The sequence below is a fragment of the Parabacteroides sp. AF27-14 genome (assembly GCF_003635425.1).
In the GTDB taxonomy this organism is placed as follows: Bacteria; Bacteroidota; Bacteroidia; order Bacteroidales; family Tannerellaceae; genus Parabacteroides; species Parabacteroides distasonis.
In genome coordinates, this window is the sequence record NZ_QTLZ01000005.1 from 84,170 (window position 1) to 108,536 (window position 24,367).

Sequence of the window (24,367 nt, forward strand, 5' to 3'; positions counted from 1 at the left end):
AGCACCCGGTGTCCCTCCGGGTGCTTCAACCACAAAAATTTCAATTATAAATCTATCTATAATGAAACTTTCTGTGGCAAATATAACGATTTTCGTCTTATTTCTTCGGTTTGCCTTTCTTTTCAGGGAACACGAAAGTAACATTAAACTGCCCGTCAAAGGCAAGTGAAGCGTCAAAGACTTTGCCGTTCTTGCTTTTAAAGCCTTTGATTAGCCCGGTTTTCCCGGTAGTCACCAGTTCGGTAATCTGTTTGTCCGTTAGCTGCTTGTCGCTCTTGTTGCGGAAGATGGTAACGGAACAATCCACATTGGAACATTTGGCGACTTTCGGATAGAAAAGGATGCGCCCGGTCTTGCATTTCGGGCAGATACAACCACTGCCCGAAACGAAAGAAAGTTGAACATCCAAAAGTTCAGCCGTGATTTGCCGTGCATACACTTCGATGCCTTTGCGGAACGTGTCGGGGTTCATTTCCCCGCTTTCTATTTTGGCAAGCGTATTTTCCCACATTCCCGTCATTTCAACGTCTGCTATCTTCTTGTCCCGGATGATGTTGTAAACGGCAAGACCTTTCTCGGTAGGGACAAGGTTCTTTTTCTCCCGGACGATATACTGGCGGGAAAACAGCGTCTCGATGATGGCTGCCCGTGTTGCGGGCGTGCCGATACCCGTATCTTTCATGCTGGCTTTCAGGTCGGCGTTTTCCAGTTCCTTACCTGCTGTTTCCATCGAAGAAAGCAAACTGCTTTCCGTGTGTAACGGCTTGGGCTTGGTCTGTTTCTCCAGTAATTCAATGCCGGAAAGCGGTAAACTATCTCCGTCCTGCATGGCTGGCAAAGCGGCGTTATCTTCTCCGTCCTCTTTCTCGCCGAATACGGCACGCCATCCGGCGGACTTGATTACAGACCCTTTGACCGTGAAAAGCGACCCTGCACATTCCAGCGTTACACTGGTAACGTCTTTGACGCATTTTTCAGAAAAGGCTTCCAACATCCGTCCGGCTATCAGTTCGTAGATTGCCTGTTCGTCCGCTTCCATCTTGTCGGGCAGGTTTTCAGTCACTATCAGGGCGTGATGGTCTGTTACCTTGCCATCGTTCACGGAACGGGAATTTAAGGCTTTGCCTTTCATCCCGGCGGCATATCCGCCAAAACGGGTGTACTGTTCCAAATTGACAAGACGTTCCGGGATTTCCTCGAACACGTCCTGTGAGATATAACGGCTTCCGGTTCGGGGGTAGCTGATTAGTTTACCCTCGTATAACTTTTGTGCGATGGATAGGGTTTTGTCTGCGGAAAAGTTCAGTTTGGTATTCGCTTCTTTTTGGAGCGTGGTTAAATCATAGAGCAACGGCGGTTCTTGGTTCACTTCCTTACGCTCTACGGTTTTCACCTGTACTGTTTCCGCTTCCTTTATCCTTTGCAGCGTGTCGATGGCGGGCTGCTGCTTATCGTATTTGTCTGTGGACAGTGCAGCAAAGGAAACATTGTCTTTTGCCGCCTGTAATTTCAGTTGCCAATACTTTTGTGGGACAAAGTTCTTGTTCTCCAAAAAGCGGGTACATATCATTGCCAACGTGGGCGACTGTACCCGTCCCAAAGAAAAAATGCCTTGTCCGGCTGCCACACTTAAAGCCTGTGTACCATTAATTCCAATTAAATAATCCGCTTCGCTGCGTGCCTGTGCCGAAAGGAAAAGGTTATCATACAGGCTACCGGCTTTCAGGTTTTGCAGTCCCTCACGGATTGACTTGTCGGTAAGGCTGCTTATCCATAAACGGACAAAGGGCTTGTTGCATCCAATGTAATTGTAAATATATCTAAATATGAGTTCTCCCTCTCTCCCTGCATCGGTAGCGACAATTATCTTATCCGACTGGTCGAATACGTCTTTGATTACTTTTAGTTGTTTCAATGCGCCGGGGTCTGCCTTGTACACTTTTTCCGCTTTCACTTGTCGGGGTGTAAGTTGAAAACTATCCGGGATAATAGGCAGACTTTCCCGGCGGAAACTCTGTATGCCATATGCTTCCGGCATTGCCAAACCGACAAGATGGCCGAACGCCCAGGTAACGAGATACCCGTTACCTGAAAGATAGCCATCCTGTTTTTCACTCGCTCCTAAAATACGGGCAATGTCCCTTGCCACGCTTGGTTTTTCTCCGATTACTGCAATCATTCTAATTTTGATTTTAATTGTTCCACTTCTTTTTGTCTTAGGATTTTCCGGTCATAATAGATGTGATAGCCATCTACATAAAATTGTCGGTTCTGCTCGTCTATGGCTTCCCAGTCTGTTTTGTAACAGACAAGGGTAAACAGGGCGAAACCGACAACCGGGATAAGGATTAACACCGCTATCATCTTTTGCGTCCCCTGCTCTGTTTGGGTTTGTCCGTCTGCTCCTGCTTCTCCTTTTTATCCTGCTTGGTTTTTTGCTTTTCAGTGGGCTTGTCCTGACCCTTTTTCAAGGGTTCTTTCACTTTCTTGGTGGCTTCGTTGGTCTTGCCTTCCGAATTGACCGCTACCTGTGTGCGGTTCTTGCTGGCGGGGGTAATTTCTTTCACGGCGGAACGGTCAAAGCTGGGATTGTCACTGTAAAAGCCTAACTTCTTCTTATCATGGTTCACCTGAATATAAGCATCATATTCGACCCCCCGCTTGTCTTTCAGTCCGGCAACAAAGATGGTTTTGTCATTGACTAAATCCTGCTGTTGCTGGCGGGATAACTCTATTCCTGAAATGCTTTTGGGAATGGTTACACCGTCACTGGTGACAAGGCTGTTCTGCTGTGTCTGTTTCTGCCCTTGCTCCTGTGACTGTTTGGCATTGGGATAGATAAATTCCAGACTTTTCTTGTCGGCATTGACCTGAACAGTTGCGGAAAAGGGATTTTTACGGTTGGAAATCATGTTTTCAAGGAATACGCCTTTTCCCTCCCGTAAGGCTTGTTTCTGTTCCTTGTTCAGTTTGACACCTTTTATTTCATCCGGTATTTGAACACTGCTTGCACGCATGGAAACCAGTTCATTCGTTACCTTATCCACACTGACAAAAGAAGGTATCATTTCTCCCGTGATATAGTTTTTCAGGTTTACTATCCGTCCCATGTTCCCCGTTTCAAGAAGATTGGCTTTATCCTCTTTGGAAAATTCATGTCCGAAAAACGGGCGTTCAAGTTCCGGCTTTTGTCGGATGCCGTGTATCGCCAAAACTACATTCCCGTCTTTGTCGTACCGGAAAGATAAACGTGCGTCCAGTTTCATAATGGCTGAATTATAGTTTCCGGCGATGGTAAACGCTCCGGGCGACTTGTAGCCCCTTAACATGGGTTCTAAAGCCTTTGCCTTTTCAAGCTGTTCTTTGGATAGACCAAAATTCTTCAAGGCTTCCCAGTCCACTTTATCCGGGTCAATCACATACTTGCTTTTGTCGGGTTGCTGCGGTGTTTGCGCCATTGCTCCCGCTTCTTTGGCTGGCTGCTGTGGTTGTTGGGCTTGGGTTTCCTGTTGTTCTTTCTTCGCTTCCTGCTTCACGGTTTCAGGTGTCACCCGGTAACGCTCTATGCCCGCTTCGTTTTCAGGTGTCGGATGATTGAAATTATCCCTGATTATCGGCTCGATTTTGGGAAGTTCAATCTTTGGGATTTTGAAGAAGTTAAAACGGGTCGGGTTCTTCAACTGGTTCATCATGTTGGAAAAGAAGTTGGAAAAGAAATCACCGTGACGGTCGAATTTCAAAAGTTCACTGTTGTTCTCCGGCGGTACGGTTTGGAGTTCCCCGTTTTCATCTACGCCTTTTACTGCGCTGATTGTCTTTTTCTCCTTATCCAGTACAAGAAGAATATCCATCATCTGTTCGTCAGTGGTGGATTGGCTGGCTGTGTTTACATCCATAATGTTTTGAATTTTAGTGAGTAAATAAATTTTCGGAAGTAAAAGTAAGGATGAAATAGAGTATATTTAAGGCTTTGGGAATAGGTGGCTTCATTAGTCCCTGTTTGTCCTTATTTGTCCCTGCCAATAAAAACGGCAGCCTGTAAAAAGCTGCCGTTTGTCTGAAAAATCTTCTATTCTTCTGTTTTTATTAAGTGCTGCAAATTGGGGTCGTTCTTAATCCGTTCCATTTCGTCCGTGACAATCTGCTGGACTTCTTGCTTGACCCGGTTGTAGTTCGCCTGTATTTCTTCCTGCATCCGGTCGTTCCCGTCCTCGTCCCTGAAATCTATAATTTGGGGCAGCTTCTTGTAGTTGGCAGTTTCCCGTTTCACTTGCTCGTTATCCACCACAATTTCCGCATGGAATATTTTTTGCTCGATGCGTTCATCGAAGTTGTCACTAACCGCACCCACAAACATACCCTGCGTTAAGTTAGATATTTTACTGGGCGGTATCAAACTATCCATCTGCGTACTGATTGAGGTTGATTTATCATTCCGGTTGATAGTCATGCTTTGGCGTTTCTGCAAGACCTTTCCGAAACGGTCTGAAAGCGTTTTTGCCGTTTCAGAAACCACCTGACCGCTAAAAATATTACCTACCGTATTTTCGATAACTTTGCTTTCCTTATCCCCATAATCCCGGCGTAACTGGCTGAAATCCTGAAAGCCCAAACAGACCGCTACCTTGTTGCTTCGTGCCGTTGCTATCAGGTTATCCAGTCCCCGAAAATAGATGGTCGGTAACTCGTCAATGATTACGGAACATTTTAGCTGGTGCTTCTTGTTTATCAGCTTCACGATACGGGAATTATACAGTCCCAAAGCACAGGAATAGATATTTTGACGGTCGGGATTATTGCCTACCACCAAAATTTTAGGTTCTTCCGGATTGTTTATATCCAGTGAAAAATCATCCCCTGTCATTACCCAATACAGGGCAGGTGAAATCATTCTTGAAAGTGGGATTTTAGCACTTGCAAGCTGCCCTTGAAGCTGGTCTTGCGCATTGGATTCCCATGCGTCCATGAACGGTGAAAGGTAGTTTTCCAGTTCGGGATAACTGGTTAAAATTGTAAACGTGTCGGCATATTTCTTGTTCAGAAATTCAATGGCGTGCGGGAATGTACAATACTTTCCACCCTGATATATTTTCAAAAACCATATTATAGAAGCAAGTAAAATAATAGGACTTTCCACAAAGAAATCCCCTTGCTTGGTTATCCAACTGCGGTTCAAATTTAACATGATTGTGTAACTGGCTTCGTATGCGTCCGATATGTCCGTCATAAACGCCGGATTTATCGGGTTACATCGGTGGCTCTTACGTGGGTCATCAAAATTGATTATGTAAAATTTGGGCTTCACCTTGTACCCGTCCGAATGGTTAAGCAAATGATTGTAGGCTATCTCCGAAAGGTCGGGAAATTTGTAGTCATACAGATACATTGCGAAGCCCTTTTCTATTTGCTGTTTGATAAATTGGTTTACGACACAAAAAGACTTCCCACTGCCCGGATTTCCAACAACGATGCACGCACGAAAAATTGCTACAACGTTTATCCATCCATCGTTCCACTTCTTTTTATAGTAGAAACGAGAACGAAGATTTACGGAATATTCGTTTTCTATCAGGCGTGTTTCCTGTGCGAAACTTTCATTTTCTAAATTAAACACATCATCCATCAGGTTATTTTTCAACAGGCGGGAAATCCACACTCCGGCAGCCAATAACGAAAGATACCCGGCTGTCATGGTAAAGATATACAATGCCGTGTTTGCCGCCAGTGGCAACGGTAAAACCAATAACCACCAGTTCAGGAAGAACAGGATAAAACCGATTGTCAGGAATACATAAATCTTGTTCCATGTGATTTTTTCCTCTTTCACTCCCTTTGTACCCAAACAGGAAAGCGCAAGGAATACCACTGAAAAAAGTTTGGTATATAGGATATTGGAGAACAGCCCGGCGGTACGCTGGAAGTTCAACAGGATTTTATCGACTACCCCGATATTGATACCCCACTGCCGGAACGACTGGTAACAAAACCAGTAAATGTTTATCACTACAAATAAAATACTGATTGCCCGCATAAAGTCCATGACCTTTGCAAGTCCTCTTAAATCATCTTCATTCTGCATAATTGAAATTTTTATATTTATTAAATACGTCTTTGTTTCTTCTTCTTTTTCTTCTTGGGTGGTGGAACTTGGCTGTTATCAGGTGGCGTATCATTCCCACCGGATAAAAGGCTGAACAGTCCCGCAATGGCTTTTCCTGTATTTTCAAGATGTCCGGTCGGGTTATATTCCGGTTTTTGTTCCTGCGTTTCCTGTTTGCTGTTTCCCGACAAAGTACGGGAGCCGGAAAACAGGTCGTTGAACACATTGGCGGAAAAGTCCTTTCCCAACCGTGAACCGTTCAGGACGGTACGGTTTTCGTGGTCGATGAATGTTACACCGTATATCCTGCCTGTATCGTTCTGCCGGAAAAGAACGTCTATACCTTTCCTTTTCAGTTCTTGTTCCAGTTCCTTACGGCTATGGGCGGATTTCATCACTGCGCCGACCGTCCGGCGGGTACGCTCTTTCAGGTTCTTGTCCTGAATGTCTTTTGTGGATTTCTTGATGTGTCGCTGGATGGCTTCGTAACCTACCGACTTACCCAAAGAGGATGATTTGAACGGGTTGCCTTGTTTTTCCCCTTTGTCATTGGTTGCCGAATAGACAATGCCGTTATAGGGTTTGCCGTTCACTTCCCCTTTCACTTCTTCTGCCTGTACATTATATATAGATAGCAACGCTTTGTATTCCGTGAAACTTTGGAAACGGTAGCTGCTGGCAAGGGCTTTCACCGTATTGGATAACTGGTGCTTTACGTCCCCTGCCCGGTAGTCCACCTTTTTAAGTTCGGGGCGGTCGGCTGCCTGTTTCTTCTCTGCCGGATGCAGCCCGTACTTCTGTTCCAGTTCACGGGTGATTTGTTTGCTGCGGATATGCTCGAACTTGTCGTTTATCTTTTTGCCCGTATCATCCACCCGGATGGAAACGATATGTATATGATGCCTTGCAATATCTTCGTGCTTGTAAACCATATACGGCTGGTTGCCGTACCCCAACTTATCCATATATTCTTTGGCTATATCCGCAAGCTGGCTATCGGAAAGTACATCGTCCGGGTGCGGGTTCAGGGAGATATGGATAATCGGCTTTTCCGTTTTCAGGTCTGCGGGCAGGTGCATATCGAAACATTCCATACAACGCCGGATGCTGAAATTTCCGTCCTCACTTTCAAACATACGGTTACTTAAAAGTACCTTTCCCTGTTCTTCGTCCACCTTGTTTTGGTTGTAAGAAAGTGCACCGAACAGGGAACTGCCTACGCTTATCTTTGCAACCATCTTGTTTCAAATTCACGGGTCAGTTCAATAATTTGGCGGTTCAGGTCGGCAAGTTCTATCGTTGCCTTTTCCAGTTTATAGAGAAAAGCGAGTGCTTTCTTCTCCGAAAAATTGGTATTGAGAGCCTTTACCACCTGATTATAATTCACGGCTATACCCCTGTACTGGGAATATAAAGCGGTCAGCCGGGTATAATATTCTACCGCCGCCTTGTCGATTTTAATCACTTTGAACGGTTCGCCAAAGATGCGGGCGGTGATAAAATGCGCTTTGGTGCGCATACCCGACTGGTCGAACAATGCCAAAAAGCGGGCGTGGTCTATCGCATTGAAGCTGATAGAGTACCGGAACACTGCCGGGTCTGCTTTGGGCTTTCGTCCTGCGCCACCCGGACGGGGCGCATTTTCATTTTTCTGTTTCATGTTTCATTTCTTTAAAGGGTTACGACTTCGGAGTGACCCTATCCCGGCTTCGTCCGGGCAAGGCGTTCAAAGCTGCTGAAAGAATTTCAAGCTGCTTAGAACACACCTTGCTATTTGCCAGTGCAAATAAAAATCCGCCTACGGACGGATTGGAGTTAGCGGATATTGGAACGCTCCCGACACCGGGGGCTTGGTTAGCCTGACCGATACCTTTCGGTTGCAAAGTAACGGGTATTAAAAATGCTGTGAAATAGCGGGTTATAGGACAAATGAGGACAAACGGGGACATTTGAGGACACCTTTCAAAAGGGGTTGTTTTTCTACGTTTATTTGTCCCGGATTTCAGAAAGAAAGCAATATGGATAGATGGATATATGTAACGGAAAGCGGACGGAAAGAAAGCGGTTTTGAAAACTTGAAAACAAGATTTCAAGATTGCAATCTTTCAAGAAAGCAGGAAAGCAAACCGGATGGAATGATTGAAAGGAAACAGGCTTGCAATCGGGAAAGCAAACGGTCTGCAAAGAAAACAAGCTGTCTTTGTGGAATGAATGAAAACAAAAAAGCAAGGAAGAAAACAACCTGCCTTTGTAGAAAGATAGCAAGAAACAAGGAAAGAGAAAAAGAAGTCATTCCGGCTTTTGAGCTTTCAACATGGCACGAAAGAAAACCATCCGTCAATCTGTACGGATGGAATGAAATAAAGATGTATCACAAAAAAGAATTATTACAATGAAGAAAGAAACCTTGTATGTGGCTTTCTCCACCCAAAAGGGCGGGGTCGGCAAAACAACATTCACCGTCTTGGTGGCAAGTTACCTGTATTACCTCAAAGAGTATAACGTGGCGGTCGTGGATTGTGACTACCCACAACATTCTATTTCCGCCATGCGCAAACGGGATGCCGAACAGGTAAACGGCGATGAGTATTACAAACAGCTTGCCTTTCACCAGTTCAAGACACTGGGAAAGAAAGCCTACCCGGTGCTTTGCAGTTCACCGGACGAAGCGATTAAAACGGCGGATGAATATCTTGCGTCTGCCGGGATGGATTATGATGTGGTCTTTTTCGACCTGCCCGGAACGGTGAACAGTGAGGGTGTTATAAACTCCCTTTCAGGAGTGGATTATATTTTCACTCCCATAGCCGCCGACCGGGTGGTATTGGAAAGTAGCCTTTCCTTTGCGGTGGCTATCGACAAACTGCTGGTAAGGAATGAAGCGTGCCGACTGAAAGGGCTGCACCTGTTTTGGAACATGGTAGATGGGCGGGAAAAAACAGACCTGTACACCCTGTATGAACAGACCATCGGGGAACTGGAATTACCCCTTATGAAAGTATTTATCCCGGACACCAAAAGGTTTAAAAAGGAACTGGACGCACAGCGTAAAACCGTGTTCCGTTCTACGCTGTTCCCGGCGGACAAACGGCTGGTAAAGGGCAGCAACATGGAAGAACTGATAACCGAAATCGCATACCTTATTAAATTGTAATGATATGGCAAAGCAAAGCGGCGGGAAACCGCAAATTGACGAGGATTTTATGAAAGAGATTATTTCACAGGGCTTGCCCGTGAAAAAACAGGAAACACCATCGGTGATGGTAGATACACCGGAGAAACCGGATGATAAAGCGGAAACAGTAGATAAAGTGGAAACGGCAAAGGAAGAAAAGGCGGTGAAAGAACCTGCCCGCCGGAAAAAGAACACTCCGGGCGACTACCGGGAAACCTATTTCATGCGGGTGGACTTGACCGACCGCCAACCGTTATATGTCAGCCGTACCACACACGAAAAGCTAATGAAGATAGTAACCGTTATCGGCGGACGCAAGGCAACCGTGAGCAGCTATGTAGAAAATATCCTGCTCCGGCATTTCGACCAGTTTCAGGACGAGATAAACGAACTGTACGAAAGCAAATTTGAAAAGCCGTTCTGATATGTTGAAATGGTTTATTATCGGAACACTCCTGTATTACGCCGTTCTCTTATGGCGATACAGGGATAGCTTGGGAACATGGTTCACGGGTGGGAAAAAGCAGCCGGAACAACCGGAAAGCAAACCGACCGTGAAAGCCGGAAACGGTGATTGTCTTGTAGGTGCAAGCCGTTACCGGATGGGACAAATGAGGACAAACGGGGACATCTTAGGACACCTTTCAAAAGGGGTTGATAATGCTTCTATATTTGTCCCGCAAAGCGATGAAACGGTAACTGAAACACCTGCTGCGCAAGCGATTGAAACCGAATTTGAAATGGAATTTGAAACGGAAAATACGGAAGAAACGGACGTTTCGGCGGATGAAATCGAAGCGGAAGAAATCGCCTGTTACATAGGTGAGGGTGAACCGGAAATGGCGCAAGGTATCACACTGGGGGAACTGGCGCAAATGGTTCAGGTCATTCAGATAAAACAAGCATCCGACACAGAAGAACGGCAAGCGGTTCAAACCATCTGCCGGACGGAAACAAACCTGTTTCATTCGCTGGTGGAGCAGATAAACGGGGGCAGGTCACGGGTAGCGGAACTTTTACAAAAGCATGAGATACCCGTGCCCGCCACCGTCCCGGCTGCCGGAAGTAATGAAATGGCAGACTTTGACATGAACGATTTTCTTTAATGGTAAACTTTAAATAATAAGATGATGAAACAAAGAGATTACGGTTAGGACAAACCTTTGCATCAACGGGGAATACTCCCCGCAACCACAAAAATTCAATTATTAATCACTCCGCCGGGCGGACTATCCAACCGCCCGGCAATTTAAAAATCAATGTATTTATAATGAAAAAGAAAGTTCTCTTTTCGGCAGTCGCTCTATTGGCTGCATCCTCTGCTTTTGCACAAGGTAACGGCATGGCGGGTATTACAGAAGCTACCAACATGGTAACATCCTATTTCGACCCGGCGACAAAATTAATTTACGCCATCGGTGCGGTGGTGGGCTTGATTGGCGGCGTGAAAGTCTATGGCAAGTTTTCTTCGGGCGACCCTGACACCAGTAAAACGGCGGCTTCTTGGTTTGGTGCTTGTATCTTTTTGATTGTCGCTGCCACTATCCTACGTTCATTCTTCCTCTAAAGAAATGGACTATGGCAGACTATCCGATTAACAGGGGGATAGGCAAGCCAGTTGAGTTTAAAGGGTTGAAAAGTCAGTATCTTTTCATTTTTGCGGGCGGGCTGTTAGCCCTGTTCGTGCTTTTCATCATCATGTACATGGTAGGCATTAACCAGTGGGTGTGCATCATCTTCGGCGTTACTTCGGCAACGTTGCTTGTATGGCTCACATTCCGGTTAAACGAAAAGTACGGGACACACGGGTTAATGAAATTGTCCGCACGCAAAAGCCACCCTTTCCATATCATCAACCGAAAAGCCATATCCCGATTATTCCATTTAAAACAAGCATCGAAATGAGAAATATATTAAAAGCTACTACGCTGGAAAACAAGTTTCCACTGTTCACGGTGGAAAACGGGTGCATCGTTTCCAAAGACGCCGACATAACGGTGGCGTTCCGGGTGGAACTGCCGGAACTGTTCACCGTCACGGCAGCCGAATACGAAGCGATACATTCCGCTTGGAACAAGGCGGTAAAGGTGCTGCCCGATTATAGCATCGTTCATAAACAGGACTGGTTCATCAAAGAAAACTATGCGCCTGACATCCAAAAGGATGATTTGAGTTTCCTTTCCCGTTCCTTTGAACGGCATTTTAATGAAAGACCGTTCTTAAACCATACCTGCTATTTGTTTCTGACGAAAACGACAAAGGAACGTAGCCGGATGCAGAGTAATTTTTCTACTCTTTGCCGGGGCTTCCTTGTCCCCAAAGAGATAAAGGACAAGGAAACGGTTACAAAGTTCCTCGAAGCGGTGGGGCAGTTTGAAAGCATTATGAATGATAGCGGTTTCATTACCCTTACCCGCCTGACTTCGGACGAAATCACCGGGACAAAGGAAACGGCGGGTATCGTGGAAAAATACTTTTCACTCTCACAAACAGACACTACCACATTGAAAGATATTCAACTGAACGCCGAAGATATGCGGATAGGTGACGATATTCTTTGTTTGCATACTCTTTCGGATGCGGAAGATATGCCGGGCAAGGTGGGAACTGATACCCGCTATGAAAAGCTATCCACCGACCGGAGCGATTGCAGATTATCTTTTGCTTCTCCGGTGGGCGTGTTGCTCTCCTGTAACCATATCTATAACCAGTACATCTTCATTGACGACCATACGGAGAACCTGAAACAGTTTGAAAAGATGGCTCGCAATATGCACTCCCTTTCCAAATACAGCCGTGCCAATCAGATTAACAAGTCTTGGATAGAGGAATATTTGAACGAAGCACATTCACAGGGGCTTATCTCCGTGCGATGCCATTGTAATATCATGGCATGGAGTGACGACCGGGACGAACTCAAACACATTAAAAATGATGTGGGGTCACAGCTCGCACTTATGGAGTGCAAGCCACGTCATAACACCACCGACACACCGACCTTGTTTTGGGCGGGCATACCCGGCAATCAGGCGGACTTTCCGGCGGAAGAAAGTTTCTACACCTTTATAGAACAGGCTCTTTGTATGTTCACCGAAGAAACGAACTACAAAAGTTCGCTTTCTCCCTTTGGTATCAAGATGGTGGATAGGGTCACAGGAAAGCCGTTGCACATTGATATTTCAGACCTGCCCATGAAAAAAGGTATCATTACCAATCGCAACAAGTTCATACTTGGGCCGAGTGGTAGCGGCAAATCATTCTTCACCAATCACATGGTGCGCCAGTATTACGAACAAAATGCGCACGTCCTGCTGGTTGATACCGGAAACAGTTACTTAGGATTGTGTGAAATGATAAACCGGAAAACGCACGGGGAAGATGGGATTTATTTTACCTATACTACTGAAAACCCGATAGCGTTTAATCCTTTCTATGTGGAAGATGGGGTATTCGATATTGAAAAGAAAGAGAGTATCAAAACGCTTATCCTGACCCTTTGGAAAAGGGACGATGAAGCACCCACACGGGCGGAAGAAGTGGCTTTGTCAAACGCCGTAAGTTCCTATATCGAACTGATTACTAAGGATAGTTCGGTTACTCCCTGCTTCAATACATTCTATGAATATGTGAAAAATGACTACCGGGCGCACCTGCAAGAAAAGAACGTCCGGGAAAAGGATTTCGATATAGACAACTTCCTGAATGTATTAGAACCTTACTACAAAGGGGGCGAATATGATTACCTGCTGAACTCCGACAAGGAGCTTGATTTGCTGCATAAACGTTTCATTGTCTTTGAGTTGGATAATATCAAAGACCACAAAATCCTGTTCCCGATTACAACCATTATTATCATGGAAGTATTTATTTCCAAAATGCGTAAACTAAAGGGTATCAGGAAATTAATATTGATAGAAGAAGCGTGGAAAGCGATTGCATCGGCGAATATGGCGGATTACATAAAATATTTATACAAAACCGTTAGAAAGTATTTCGGCGAAGCGATTGTAGTCACACAGGAAGTGGAAGATATTATTTCCTCGCCTATTGTAAAAGAGAGTATTATAAACAATTCCGATTGTAAAATACTGCTCGACCAAAGGAAGTATCTTAATAAATTCGATAGCATACAGAATCTTTTGGGACTGACCGATAAGGAACGTTCACAGGTGCTTTCCATCAACCTTGCCAATCATCCGAACCGGAAATACAAGGAAGTTTGGATAGGCTTAGGCGGTACACAATCAGCCGTATATGCTACCGAAGTGAGTTTGGAAGAATATTTTACATACACCACCGAAGAAACGGAAAAGATGGAACTTTTCGCCTTGTCCGAAAAGTTGGGCGGCAACCTCGAACTTGCTATCAAACGGCTTGCTGAAAGCAAGCGCAATCCTGAAAAATAATCAATTAACAATTTAAAATCAATCAGTATGAAACATTTAAAATTCCTGTTTCCGGTGCTGTTATGCACTTTGTTACTGGGGCTTTCCTCCTGCAAAGAAACGAACGCCGACCGTCTTAGGGCGATGCGTGGTGACTGGGAAAGCGTGAAAAACCGTCCGGCGTTTACTCTCTTTGAGGAAAACGGGCATTATAGGGTAACGACCCGCAAAATGACCTACCGGGGGACTATCCAAACGGAAACCTATCAGATTTCAGAACAGGACGGAAACCTGTTCATCGAAACGGGGCTTTCCGTCCTACTGACCTATGACAAGGAGAACGACCGGATTTTGCTTTCACCCGGCGGAGAATACAAACGGAGTAAACAACCAATAAAGAAATAAGCGTATGAGAATAAAGATTATAATGCTGCTTGTAATAGGCAGTTTGTTTGCTGTTCGGGCAAACGCACAGTGGGTGGTGAGTGACCCCGGCAACTTGGCGCAAGGGATTATCAATGCGTCAAAGAACATCATTCAGACTTCTTCGACCGCACAGAATATGATAAAGAATTTTCAGGAAACGGTAAAAATATACCAACAAGGTAAGGAATACTACGACAGGCTTAAATCAGTGCATAACCTTGTCAAAGATGCCCGGAAAGTACAGAAGTCTATCCTGCTTATCGGGGAGATTTCCGACATCTATGTGAACAGTTTTCAGAAGATGCTTTCGGATGAAAACTATACGCCGGACGAACTTTCAGCCATCGCCTACGGCTACACCCAACTGTTGCAGGAAAGTTCCGATGTGCTGGAAGAAATGAAAGGTGTTGTGAACATCAACGGGCTTTCCATGTCGGACAAAGAAAGGATGGACGTTATCGACCGGACGTATAACTCCATCAGGAACTACCGGGATTTGGTGAGTTATTATACCCGCAAAAATATTTCTGTTTCCTACCTGCGGGCGAAAAAGAAAAAGGACACCGACCGGGTAATGGCTCTTTATGGTTCAGCGGATGAACGTTACTGGTAACTTCAAATAAATCAAAGATATGTTATTAGCAATCGAATTTGATAACCTGCATCAGATTTTACAAAGTCTGTACACGGATATGATGCCGTTATGCGGGAACATGGCGGGGGTAGCCAAAGGAATAGCGGGACTGGGGGCTTTGTTTTATGTGGCTGCCAAAGTATGGCAGTCGCTCGCCAGTGCCGAACCGATAGACGTTTACCCTTTGCTCCGTCCCTTTGTAATAGGCTTCTGTATTATGTTCTTCCCCACATTCGTACTGGGTACGATTAACAGCGTGATGTCACCAGTAGTCAAGGGGTGTAACAATATGCTCGAAACGCAAACTTTCGATATGAACGCCTACCGGGAACAAAAGGACAAACTGGAATATGAAGCGATGGTGCGCAATCCGGAAACGGCTTACCTTGTTTCGGATGAAGCATTTGATAAACAGATTGACGAATTGGGATGGTCTGCCAAAGATATTGCCACAATGGGCGGTATGTACATGGATAGGGCAGCCCACAATATCAAGCAATCCGTCCGGGATTGGTTCAGGGAATTGTTGGAACTGCTTTTTCAATCGGCAGCCCTTGTGATAGATACTATCCGAACCTTTTTCTTGATTGTCCTTTCCATACTGGGTCCGATAGCCTTTGCCATCAGTGTATATGATGCCTTTCAGGCGACACTGACCCAATGGATAACAAGGTACATTTCCGTTTACCTGTGGCTGCCCGTTTCAGACCTGTTCAGTTCCATTCTTGCCCGAATACAGGTGCTTATGCTCCAAAAGGATATTCAGGAGCTATCAGACCCCAATTTTGTACCCGATAGCAGCAATTCAGTGTACATAATCTTTATGATAATCGGTATCATCGGTTACTTCACCATCCCCACCGTATCGAACTGGATTATTCAGGCGGGCGGAATGGGCAACATGAGCCGGAATATAAACAGTGCAGCCAATAAAACGGGCAGTGGCGTTGGTGCGGTAGCCGGAGCAGCCACCGGGAACGCTGGCGGCAGGGTCGGCGGTAAACTAATCAAAGGTAATCAATAATTAAAAATCAAGATGGAATTTAAAAGTTTAAAGAACATTGAAACCAGTTTCAAACAGATACGGCTTTTCGGTATCGTGTTTGTCGTTATGTGTACCCTGATAACGGGTTATGCCGTTTGGAACTCCTACACGTTTGCCGAAGCACAACGGCAGAAGATTTATGTGCTGGATGGTGGCAAATCGTTAATGCTTGCGCTTTCGCAAGACCTCTCGCAAAACCGTCCGGTCGAAGCAAGGGAACACGTGAAGCGTTTTCACGAACTCTTTTTCACGCTCTCACCGGATAAGAACGCTATCGAAAGTAATATCAAACGGTCGCTGTTCCTCGCCGATAAGAGCGCATTTAACTATTACCGTGACCTCTCGGAAAAGGGATATTACAACCGTATCATTTCGGGCAATATCAGCCAGACCATACAGATAGACAGCGTTTCTTGCAATTTCGATGTGTACCCGTATGCGGTGGCTACCTATGCCCGCCAAATGATTATCCGTGAAAGCAGCGTGACGGAAAGAAGCCTTGTCACCCGTTGCCGGTTATTGAACGCTGTGCGCTCGGATAATAACCCGCACGGCTTTATGATGGAAAGTTTCGAGATAACGGAAAACAAGGATTTGAACACCATAAAGCGGTAAGCCATGATACGGAAAATTCTCTCTCCGGTCAATCAGGCGATTACCCGCATACAGGACTGGGCGGATGAAAAACTCCGCCACCTGTGCGGGCGCATGACACCGGAAATAAGGCTGGCGGTAATCCTGCTTATGCTCCTGTTCTTCGGCGGGCTATCCATCTACTTTACGGTATCATCCATTTACCGGATAGGAAAAGAGGATGGCGAAACCATACGGATAGAACACATCAGGCAGTTGCAGTTACAAAGTAAAGACAGTACGAACATTTTTAATCAGTCAGACAATGGAAGAAAAAGAAGTGAAGAATGAAGTTCCCACACCGGAAACGGCAAAGGGAAAAGAACCTGAAAAACAGGGAAAGGAAAAAAAGGAACTGACCCCGCAGCAGATACAGCAACGAAAAAAGATGCTGGTTTACCCGCTTATGGGACTGGTTTTCTTGGGGTCTATGTGCCTGATTTTTGCACCGTCCGATAAGGAAGAAACAAAGGTGGAAAACGTGGGCGGATTTAATGCCGATATTCCGCAACCCAAAGGGGACGGGATAATCAGCGATAAAAAGACCGCCTACGAACAGGAACAAATGGAGAACAAACAGGCGGACAAGATGCGCTCCTTACAGGATTTTGCCTTTTCGCTCGGAGAGGATAACGGGAACGGGGAAGATTTGACCCTGATAGATGATGCTCCGGCAGAAAAACCGAAAACCAATGTAATAGACTTCGGGGCGGGTGCGCCGAACAATAGCCGTTCCTCTATCCAATCTTCGGCGGCAGCTTACCGGGACATGAACCGTCAGTTAGGCAGTTTCTACGAAACGCCGAAAGAGGACAAAGAAAAAGAGGAACTCAAACGTCAGGTGGAAGAACTTACTGCCCGGCTCGATGCGAAAGAAAACGGTGCGGGCAACATGGATGAACAGGTTGCACTTATGGAAAAGTCCTACGAACTGGCGGCAAAGTATATGAACGGCGGACAGCAGGAACAAGTAGCGCAAGTGATACCTACCGCACCCGTTCAGGGCAAAGGAAATGCCGCACCTGTAAAATCGGTATCGGACAGGACGGTTTCAGGATTGCAGCAACCTATGAGCAACGCCGAATTTGTCGCCGAATACAGCAAGCCACGCAATTACGGGTTTAATACGGCGGTCGGCAGTGGTTATTCGATGGGAAAGAACACTATCCGGGCGTGTGTGCATAACGACCAAACACTTATGGACGGGCAAACGGTTAAACTTCGGCTATTAGAACCGTTACAGGCGGGGAACGTGATTGTCCCGAAAAACAGCCTTGTTTCAGGAAGTGCCAAAGTGCAGGGGGAACGGCTCGACATACTGGTGTCCTCGCTCGAATATGCGGGTAACATCATTCCGGTGGAACTTGCCGTGTACGACAGTGACGGGCAAAAGGGGCTTTCCGTTCCCTCATCACTGGAACAGGAAGCAGTCAAAGAAGCGATGGCGAATATCGGTGCGGGACTGGGTACGAGCATTTCCTTTGCGCAAAGTGCCGGACAGCAGGTCGCAATGGATATAACAAGGGGCGTGATGCAGGGCGGTTCGCAATACCTTGCAAAAAAGTTCCGGACGGTAAAAGTACACCTGAAAGCGAACTATCAGGTGATGCTTTACGCCAAACAGCAATAATCTATTTATCAATTATCAACCATAAAAATTTCAATCCAAATGAAAAAGTTAATGATTTTATTCGCTCTTATCATGGGCGTGGTTTCCGTGAAAGCACAAAGTAACGATTTGTATCAAGGCATTACAAAGAAACTGCCTTACCGCCAAATGGTGACACCTTACGGCGTACAGGTGACATTCGCCAAAACGGTACATATCATTTTCCCGTCTGCCGTTAAGTACGTGGATTTAGGCAGTAACTACATTATTGCCGGAAAAGCGGACGGGGCGGAAAATGTTGTCAGGGTCAAGGCTACGACAGAGGGCTTTCCCGGTGAAACCAATTTTTCCGTTATCTGTGAGGATGGCAGTTTTTATTCCTTTAATGCAAAGTACGCACATGAACCGGAAATGCTGAATATCGAAATGAAAGATTTCTTGGAGAATGAGGACACAACGGATTTCAGCCATACCCGGATGAACATCTATTTCCGTGAACTGGGCAGCGAAAGCCCGCTTTTGGTAAAGCTGATTATGCAGTCCATCTACAAGAACAATGACCGGGAAATAAAGCATTTGGGATGCAAGCGTTTCGGGGTGCAGTTCTTGGTAAAGGGCATTTATTCGCATAACGGGCTGTTCTATTTCCATACACAAACAAGGAACAGTTCAAACGTGCCGTTTGATACTGATTTTATCCGATTCAAGATTGTGGATAAAAAGGTAGCCAAAAGAACGGCTATTCAGGAAACCGTTATCGACCCGGTGCGGAGTTATAACGAGATACTGGTTATCGGTGGCAAAAGTACCGTCCGCACCGTGTACACCGTTCCGCAGTTCACTATCCCTGACGATAAGATATTAGTTATCGAATTGGTGGAAAAGAACGGTGGCAGACACCAAACCATCCGGGTGGAGAACTCCGACATCGTGGCGGCAAAAGTGATTAACGAACTCAAAATCAAATGAACATGAAAAGGATATGCTGTATTATATCCCTTTTTGTGCTGTGCCTGACTTTTAACCAGGCACACGCACAAAGATGTCTGCCGGGAATGAAAGGCTTGCAGGTTACGGGTGGCATGGCGGACGGTGTTCACTGGAACAGTAAAAGTGATTTCGCTTATTACTTCGGGGCGGCTCTTTCCACCTATACCAAAAACGGGAACAGGTGGGTTATCGGCGGGGAATACCTCGAAAAGCATTACCCCTATAAGGATTTACAGATACCCGTGAGCCAGTTTACAGGTGAGGGCGGTTACTATCTGAATTTCCTTTCCGACCGGAAGAAAACCTTTTTCCTTTCGCTGGGCTTGTCTGCCCTTGCCGGGTACGAAACAAGCAACTGGGGCGATAAATTGCTGCCCGATGGTTCGACCTTGACCGATAAGGACGGTTTTGTCTATGGCGGTGCGCTGACGCTGGAACTGGAAAGCTATATTACCGACCGGGTGGTGTTCCTGATTAACGCAAGGGAAAGATGCCTGTTCGGTTCTTCAGTCGGAAAGTTCCATACACAGTTTGGCGTGGGACTGAAATTTATAATGTGATAAACTAACCTATTATATATAATGTATATGAGAAAGATTATAAGCCGCATTTTGATAGGCTGCTATGTAATGGCCGCCTTGTTATTGGTGGGTGCGTGTAATGACGATGTGGATATACAGCAGTCTTACCCGTTTAGTATCGAAACGATGCCTGTTCCGAAAAAATTAAAAGTGGGTGAAACCGCCGAAATCAGGTGTCAGCTTCACCGGGACGGGCGGTTTGAGGAAACAAAGTATTTCATCCGCTATTTCCAGCCGGACGGGGCGGGAACGCTGAAAATGTCCGATGGGACGGTTTTACTGCCGAATGACCTGTACCCGCTTCCGGGTGAAACATTCCGGCTTTATTATACTTCCGCATCGACCGACCAGCAAACGGTAGATGTGTATTTTCAGGATAGCTTCGGGACGTTACAGCAATTAACATTTTCATTTAACAATGACAATAACAAGGAAGAAGAAAACAAATAAAGTAAAAAGGACATGGTTAAAATAGAATTGGATATAAACGGTATTTCATTTTTTGTAAATACCACATGGAAAACGGATGCAGTTCCGGCAGTCGGTGACATTGTGATAGTGGATAAAGAAAGCATTTCCCAATTTGACCGGGTGGAATTAAGGAAAACACCGTCTAATCAGGCTTTCAGGTGGGCGGATGAAGAAGATAATGCACCCGTACTGGAACATTTCGATTTTGATACGGAAATGGTTGTCAAAAAGCGGACGTGGAAATTTGATGCCGAAGATGAAGAAATGGTATGTGTTCTGAAAGTAACCTTTCTGCACCATGAGGAATAATATCAGGTTTCAGATATACTATCCTTATGGTATGTAATTTCTTTATGGCTTTGGCTGCCTTTTACCTGCTGGTGGGTGGCTGGTGCTGGCATGAAATGAAATACGCTCCGACCGATAAGGAACTATGGGGCGAAGAATTGGAATGATACGTTATGCGTAATGTTATGATAGATAATCCGGCGGGTATTTCCCGGCGGGTTATCTTTTTTATAGGGAATGGAAACAGGTTTCTTTGCTACCTTTCTTTGTCCGCTTAGGCTCACGGAAAGAAAGTAGCGGCGGCATTTGCCGCCGTTCTTAATTAACCGATTATAATGTTCTTTATGGGTGTGTTATGTTCCAGCCATTCTTTTACACATTCCATATTATATTCACTCGTTATAACTGCCTTATCTACGTCTATGGGCGTGAAACGGGTGCTTTCGTAGCTATCTATCCAGCCTTTCAGGGAACAGACACCCCATGTTTTCACATCCTCAAAAATACCGTCTAATGTGCCGATGGGGTCGCCGAAAGTAACTATCATTGCATCGAATGTCGTTTCGTCGGGCAACAGTTCCAAATATTTCAAAGACCCGAAACCGTCTGCCTTACGTCCGAAAGACCAGTCATAGGAATAAAGTTCATCCCCCCACTGGTGCGGCGTGTCGAAACGTACTTTCACCTGCACGGAATGTTCGTTTTCTTCTACGGCTTCAATAATACCCGTTACCAGTAAGCCCGTAAATATGCACTTACAACGTCTGCCGATAATTTTTTTATTTACTTCTGTCGTTTTCATAAATGTAGCTTTTAAATTGTTATTGTACCTTTTCTTTTTTCGCCATCCATTCATCCCGCCGTTTGCGGCACTCGTCAAGTGTTTTGGCAAGGGTGCTGAACAGTTCGCCGTCTGTATGGCGGTAATCATATTGATAATAGATTTGACCCCTAAATGCGCCTAAACAGCATTTTACATATTTTTCCTCTCCCGGTGTTTGGGTAATGCTTACCCCGTTTTTGTTTAAACTTTCCATATTGTTATAATTTAAAATGAGTTATCAGATAATCAGAAGTGAAAGCAGGACAATGAAAATAAATGCCATAAAAAACAGGCAAACGGCGGAGATAAGCAGCCGGAGAACAAAACGGATAATAAAAAAGCCTATGATTAGGGCTATCCACATTCCGGCGGTGCTGCTGGCTGCTTGATAGATGATAAAAGCAAGTATAAACCATCGTAAAAAAGTCGTTATCTTATTATATACTTTCATTGTCTTGGTGTGTTGTGGGTGGATTGCTCCACCCAGTTAGTAATCAGGAGCGATAAAAAACGAAACCATCTTTAAACCAATATCCACTACAAAAAAGGTCGGTGGCGTATTGTGCATAATTGAAATATTGCAGCACGAAATCCGATAAATCTTGTGTTTCCCTTATGTATTCTTCTGCATAATCTTCTTCGCTGTCGTACTGCCCTATATAATCATTAGTAAAGGCGGAAACAAGGCTGTCTGCATCTTCTTTATTAAAGTCCTTGTTTGCATCCTCACACCATATAAAAAAGGCTTCCTGTACCGTTTCATCCATATTTTCGGTAGCGTCCCGTAACTCGAAAAACTTTTCAGACAAACTACTTTCGGAAAACAGGGTTTCAGGGATATTTTCGTAATCCTGAAACATATATTCCGGGTCTTGCTCGTCCTTGTGCAGGTCGGCGCACGCTTCCAAAAATTCGTCCTTGTCTGAATAGTCGGAAAGGTCTAACCACTTGCCGAAAAGTGAACCGTTATTATACTTGTTGTAAGTACCTACATAAACTCTTGCTTCTGATAATGTTACTGCTTCCATGACTTCTGTTTTTTTAATTTATGCGGATTTGAGAGGTAAGGGAGTTGAGTTTCATAACCTTTTTTCCTGTTTCTCGTAAATCTGACTTTTTTTTTATGCGTTTCCGGTCGGGGCGGTCGTTTTCGTTTCATATAGGCTTTAAAGGGTAGTGTTTAGGCTTTGCAAGATTTTAAAGAAAAATACTCTTTGGACGAAGTACAACAGGAAGATTTTTGTTTAAACCCTTTAGGGCTTGACCTTGCAAAGACGTGAAGAACACGGAAATACCTTTGCCTATGTGAAACGATAATGACTGCTCCGGCTGGGAACTGCCTAAGAGGAAGATTTACAATAAGAGAAACTGGAAAAATGGTTTTATTTTAAATTTAAGTTTTGGTCTGAAAGAAAAATCTAAGATTTATTTTATACCGTTTTGATTATATGTACTTTTGTCCCCTGATAATAAAACTATGCAATCTATTAATTTACAAAGACTATGAGCTATATTCAAAACAATCTACAAGCAGGTGAAGAAATTAAATATAAGGCAGATATTCACTGGTATATATTCGTATATCCGGCAATACTGTTATTACTGGGTGCTTTCTTTTCTTCTGCACAGACAGGTTTCATTTATTATATCGGCTTACTTCTGTTATTGTTGGGACTGTTCCAGTTGATAAAAAGAGTTCTTCTAAAGATGGGGGCTGAATATGTTGTCACAAATAAAAAGGTCATTCTAAAATCAGGTATTCTAAGCCGGGACGCTCTCGAATTGATTTTAAGTAAATGTGAGGGACTACGCATTAATCAAAGTGTCATGGGACGTATTTTAGGTTTTGGTTCTATTGTCGTAACTACGGGTGGGGCAACAAATCAATTTAACTTTATTGCCAATCCTATGAAGTTCAGGAACGAAATCAATGCGCAAATTCAATAATTAAAGAGAGTATTTAAAGAACAAAGAAAGGGCTCAAATAAGCCCTTCGTCTGCAAAACTGTAATAGCTTTCTTCTGTTAAGATGATATGGTCTAACAGGTGTAAATCTAAGACCTTGCAGGCTTCATTTATTTTGGTAGTTATTTTTTTATCCGGTTCGCTCGGATGTAGGTTGCCCGATGGGTGGTTATGTGAGAGGATTATACCCGAAGCGTGGACTTTTAAGGCAGTTTGCAGGATGATTTTCACGTCCATTACAGTTTCAGACATACCACCTTTAGAGATAAGGGAAACGCCTAAAGCCTTGTTAGCCCGATTGAGGAACATTACATAACTTTCTTCGTGGTGTTCCATACATTCAGAATAGAAAGGTTTTAAGTAAGAATAAGAAGTTTCAGAAGAAAGTATTTTCACTCTTTCGGATGCTTTTACATTGTCCTTATAAGAGATAGTGATTTCCGGCATGGTAAATTCTGTTGTTTTCATAACGCTTGAATTTTAAATTAAACAATAAGAAATTTTGCCGGACACCCACAGTTTGGCGGGGACTTCAACCTAATCTTTTCAAAAAATACGACCCGTAGGTGTGGAGATTTTTTAGAAAACCGGAACGGCTCGGATTTGGTACTTGTCCCCACCGGGCTGTAACTTTGCTAAAATTTGTGATTGAGATACATTACTTTAGGGAACTGAAAAAGGGGTATCACTGATGACACCCCTTAGACAACCGAATACCTTAAACAGTTATTCGTCATAGGTTCTATATCCTATCGGTTTGCGTGGCTTCGGTTCGGGTTTGCTTAATAACTGGGTAAGTGCTTGGTACACTTCGCTGAATTGTGCATCCGTACTCTGTTCCAGTTCTTCAATGCGTTTAAGAAGTTCCTCGTAACCGATTGACATTTGACGCATGAGGACGAAAGCACGCATGATGGAAATATTCACGTCTATGGCAGTCTGACTGCGTAAGACACTACTAAGCATGGCGACACCCTGCTCCAAAAATGCGAGAGGCGGGGTCGGTGTGTGCCGGATATTTTCAGGGAACTTATCACAAATTGTGATAAGTTCCTGCCATTCATCCTTTGTTAGCTGAAAAGCAAAGTCATCGGGAAAACGAGATAAGTTTCTTTTTACAGCCTGTTTCAAAGCTCTTGTTTCAACTTGATAAAGTTCCGCTAAATGAAAATCAAGCATGACACGGCAACCTCTAATTTCAAAAATCTTGTTTTGAATGATTTGTAAGTCCATAATTTCCTA

At 44.6% G+C, this 24,367-nt stretch carries 29 protein-coding genes; 18 read left to right on the forward strand and 11 right to left on the reverse strand.

The window, feature by feature from the left end:
- Positions 1 to 97 precede the first annotated feature (97 nt).
- The 6 genes from DWY79_RS07235 to mobA form a co-directional block, all read right to left on the reverse strand.
- Entirely contained in the window at positions 98 to 2,179 is a 2,082-nt protein-coding gene (locus tag DWY79_RS07235) for a type IA DNA topoisomerase (protein ID WP_122369096.1), read from the reverse strand.
- The gene (locus tag DWY79_RS07240) at positions 2,176 to 2,364 is read right to left on the reverse strand and encodes a hypothetical protein (RefSeq protein ID WP_011107113.1); all 189 of its coding nucleotides are present in this window, start codon (positions 2,362 to 2,364) and stop codon (positions 2,176 to 2,178) included. Before DWY79_RS07240 ends, DWY79_RS07235 begins: the two co-directional genes overlap by 4 nt.
- Positions 2,361 to 3,896: a DUF3945 domain-containing protein gene (locus DWY79_RS07245; RefSeq protein WP_122369097.1), complete on the reverse strand. Its 1,536-nt coding sequence runs from the start codon at positions 3,894 to 3,896 to the stop codon at positions 2,361 to 2,363. Before DWY79_RS07245 ends, DWY79_RS07240 begins: the two co-directional genes overlap by 4 nt.
- 173 nt (positions 3,897 to 4,069) lie before the next feature.
- On the reverse strand, positions 4,070 to 6,079 hold the full coding sequence (gene mobC / locus DWY79_RS07250) for a conjugal transfer protein MobC (RefSeq protein ID WP_122369098.1): 2,010 nt from the start codon (positions 6,077 to 6,079) through the stop codon (positions 4,070 to 4,072).
- A gap of 20 nt (positions 6,080 to 6,099) precedes the next feature.
- A complete protein-coding gene (mobB, locus tag DWY79_RS07255) occupies positions 6,100 to 7,338 on the reverse strand; it encodes a conjugal transfer protein MobB (protein WP_011107110.1) in 1,239 nt (412 codons plus the stop codon).
- Positions 7,323 to 7,760: a conjugal transfer protein MobA gene (mobA, locus tag DWY79_RS07260; RefSeq protein WP_007216065.1), complete on the reverse strand. Its 438-nt coding sequence runs from the start codon at positions 7,758 to 7,760 to the stop codon at positions 7,323 to 7,325. Before mobA ends, mobB begins: the two co-directional genes overlap by 16 nt.
- A 358-nt stretch (positions 7,761 to 8,118) precedes the next feature.
- Between mobA and DWY79_RS07270 the strand changes: the two genes are divergently transcribed.
- From DWY79_RS07270 to DWY79_RS07350, 17 genes are all read left to right on the forward strand, one after another.
- Entirely contained in the window at positions 8,119 to 8,496 is a 378-nt protein-coding gene (locus DWY79_RS07270; RefSeq protein ID WP_117981711.1) for a hypothetical protein, read from the forward strand.
- Complete coding sequence (locus DWY79_RS07275; RefSeq protein WP_122369100.1) at positions 8,493 to 9,254, forward strand: ParA family protein; 762 nt, start codon at positions 8,493 to 8,495, stop codon at positions 9,252 to 9,254. Before DWY79_RS07270 ends, DWY79_RS07275 begins: the two co-directional genes overlap by 4 nt.
- Positions 9,255 to 9,258: 4 nt before the next feature.
- Positions 9,259 to 9,699, forward strand: coding sequence for a DUF3408 domain-containing protein (locus DWY79_RS07280; protein ID WP_122369101.1), 441 nt, complete (start codon positions 9,259 to 9,261; stop codon positions 9,697 to 9,699).
- A gap of 1 nt (position 9,700) precedes the next feature.
- The gene (locus DWY79_RS07285) at positions 9,701 to 10,381 is read left to right on the forward strand and encodes a hypothetical protein (protein ID WP_122369102.1); all 681 of its coding nucleotides are present in this window, start codon (positions 9,701 to 9,703) and stop codon (positions 10,379 to 10,381) included.
- 164 nt (positions 10,382 to 10,545) lie between these two features.
- Positions 10,546 to 10,842, forward strand: coding sequence for a DUF4134 domain-containing protein (locus tag DWY79_RS07290; RefSeq protein WP_007216059.1), 297 nt, complete (start codon positions 10,546 to 10,548; stop codon positions 10,840 to 10,842).
- 11 nt (positions 10,843 to 10,853) lie between these two features.
- A complete protein-coding gene (locus DWY79_RS07295) occupies positions 10,854 to 11,180 on the forward strand; it encodes a DUF4133 domain-containing protein (RefSeq protein ID WP_032529744.1) in 327 nt (108 codons plus the stop codon).
- Positions 11,177 to 13,681, forward strand: a complete 2,505-nt coding sequence (locus DWY79_RS07300) for a TraG family conjugative transposon ATPase (RefSeq protein WP_120145316.1) — start codon at positions 11,177 to 11,179, stop codon at positions 13,679 to 13,681. Before DWY79_RS07295 ends, DWY79_RS07300 begins: the two co-directional genes overlap by 4 nt.
- Positions 13,682 to 13,708: 27 nt before the next feature.
- Positions 13,709 to 14,065, forward strand: a complete 357-nt coding sequence (locus DWY79_RS07305; RefSeq protein WP_118196841.1) for a DUF3876 domain-containing protein — start codon at positions 13,709 to 13,711, stop codon at positions 14,063 to 14,065.
- A gap of 4 nt (positions 14,066 to 14,069) precedes the next feature.
- Positions 14,070 to 14,699: a DUF4141 domain-containing protein gene (locus DWY79_RS07310; protein ID WP_122369103.1), complete on the forward strand. Its 630-nt coding sequence runs from the start codon at positions 14,070 to 14,072 to the stop codon at positions 14,697 to 14,699.
- Positions 14,700 to 14,718: 19 nt separating this feature from the next.
- Positions 14,719 to 15,744: a conjugative transposon protein TraJ gene (gene traJ / locus DWY79_RS07315; RefSeq protein WP_122369104.1), complete on the forward strand. Its 1,026-nt coding sequence runs from the start codon at positions 14,719 to 14,721 to the stop codon at positions 15,742 to 15,744.
- 12 nt (positions 15,745 to 15,756) lie between these two features.
- Positions 15,757 to 16,380 carry a conjugative transposon protein TraK gene (gene traK / locus DWY79_RS07320; RefSeq protein ID WP_007483923.1) on the forward strand — a complete coding sequence of 208 codons (624 nt, stop codon included), beginning with the start codon at positions 15,757 to 15,759 and terminating at the stop codon, positions 16,378 to 16,380.
- A gap of 3 nt (positions 16,381 to 16,383) precedes the next feature.
- Positions 16,384 to 16,689: a TraL conjugative transposon family protein gene (locus tag DWY79_RS07325; protein WP_121962875.1), complete on the forward strand. Its 306-nt coding sequence runs from the start codon at positions 16,384 to 16,386 to the stop codon at positions 16,687 to 16,689.
- Positions 16,664 to 18,028 (forward strand): conjugative transposon protein TraM, encoded by a 1,365-nt coding sequence (gene traM, locus DWY79_RS07330; RefSeq protein WP_122369105.1) that lies wholly within the window; start codon positions 16,664 to 16,666, stop codon positions 18,026 to 18,028. The genes DWY79_RS07325 and traM overlap by 26 nt, the downstream gene beginning before the upstream one ends.
- 39 nt (positions 18,029 to 18,067) lie before the next feature.
- The gene (gene traN, locus DWY79_RS07335) at positions 18,068 to 18,976 is read left to right on the forward strand and encodes a conjugative transposon protein TraN (protein WP_122369106.1); all 909 of its coding nucleotides are present in this window, start codon (positions 18,068 to 18,070) and stop codon (positions 18,974 to 18,976) included.
- Positions 18,977 to 18,978: 2 nt separating this feature from the next.
- Positions 18,979 to 19,557 (forward strand): conjugal transfer protein TraO, encoded by a 579-nt coding sequence (locus DWY79_RS07340; RefSeq protein ID WP_032854648.1) that lies wholly within the window; start codon positions 18,979 to 18,981, stop codon positions 19,555 to 19,557.
- 21 nt (positions 19,558 to 19,578) lie between these two features.
- Complete coding sequence (locus DWY79_RS07345) at positions 19,579 to 20,028, forward strand: DUF3872 domain-containing protein (protein WP_122369107.1); 450 nt, start codon at positions 19,579 to 19,581, stop codon at positions 20,026 to 20,028.
- A 12-nt stretch (positions 20,029 to 20,040) separates the two neighbouring features.
- Positions 20,041 to 20,358 (forward strand): hypothetical protein, encoded by a 318-nt coding sequence (locus tag DWY79_RS07350; protein ID WP_044301334.1) that lies wholly within the window; start codon positions 20,041 to 20,043, stop codon positions 20,356 to 20,358.
- 301 nt (positions 20,359 to 20,659) lie between these two features.
- On the opposite strand, the gene DWY79_RS07355 is transcribed toward DWY79_RS07350, so the two are convergent.
- The 3 genes from DWY79_RS07355 to DWY79_RS07370 all read right to left on the reverse strand — a co-directional run bounded on the left by DWY79_RS07355 (position 20,660) and on the right by DWY79_RS07370 (position 22,188).
- The gene (locus tag DWY79_RS07355) at positions 20,660 to 21,139 is read right to left on the reverse strand and encodes a hypothetical protein (protein WP_122369108.1); all 480 of its coding nucleotides are present in this window, start codon (positions 21,137 to 21,139) and stop codon (positions 20,660 to 20,662) included.
- Positions 21,140 to 21,158: 19 nt separating this feature from the next.
- Entirely contained in the window at positions 21,159 to 21,374 is a 216-nt protein-coding gene (locus tag DWY79_RS07360) for a DUF3873 domain-containing protein (RefSeq protein ID WP_007483934.1), read from the reverse strand.
- 280 nt (positions 21,375 to 21,654) lie between these two features.
- On the reverse strand, positions 21,655 to 22,188 hold the full coding sequence (locus DWY79_RS07370) for an antirestriction protein ArdA (RefSeq protein WP_122369110.1): 534 nt from the start codon (positions 22,186 to 22,188) through the stop codon (positions 21,655 to 21,657).
- A 475-nt stretch (positions 22,189 to 22,663) separates the two neighbouring features.
- Between DWY79_RS07370 and DWY79_RS07380 the strand changes: the two genes are divergently transcribed.
- Positions 22,664 to 23,107 carry a PH domain-containing protein gene (locus DWY79_RS07380; protein WP_122369111.1) on the forward strand — a complete coding sequence of 148 codons (444 nt, stop codon included), beginning with the start codon at positions 22,664 to 22,666 and terminating at the stop codon, positions 23,105 to 23,107.
- A gap of 33 nt (positions 23,108 to 23,140) precedes the next feature.
- Here DWY79_RS07380 and DWY79_RS07385 read toward each other — a convergent pair whose 3' ends face one another.
- Positions 23,141 to 23,593: a RadC family protein gene (locus DWY79_RS07385; protein WP_122369112.1), complete on the reverse strand. Its 453-nt coding sequence runs from the start codon at positions 23,591 to 23,593 to the stop codon at positions 23,141 to 23,143.
- Positions 23,594 to 23,851: 258 nt separating this feature from the next.
- The gene (locus DWY79_RS07390) at positions 23,852 to 24,358 is read right to left on the reverse strand and encodes an ORF6N domain-containing protein (protein WP_122369113.1); all 507 of its coding nucleotides are present in this window, start codon (positions 24,356 to 24,358) and stop codon (positions 23,852 to 23,854) included.
- Between the last annotated feature and the right edge of the window lie 9 nt (positions 24,359 to 24,367).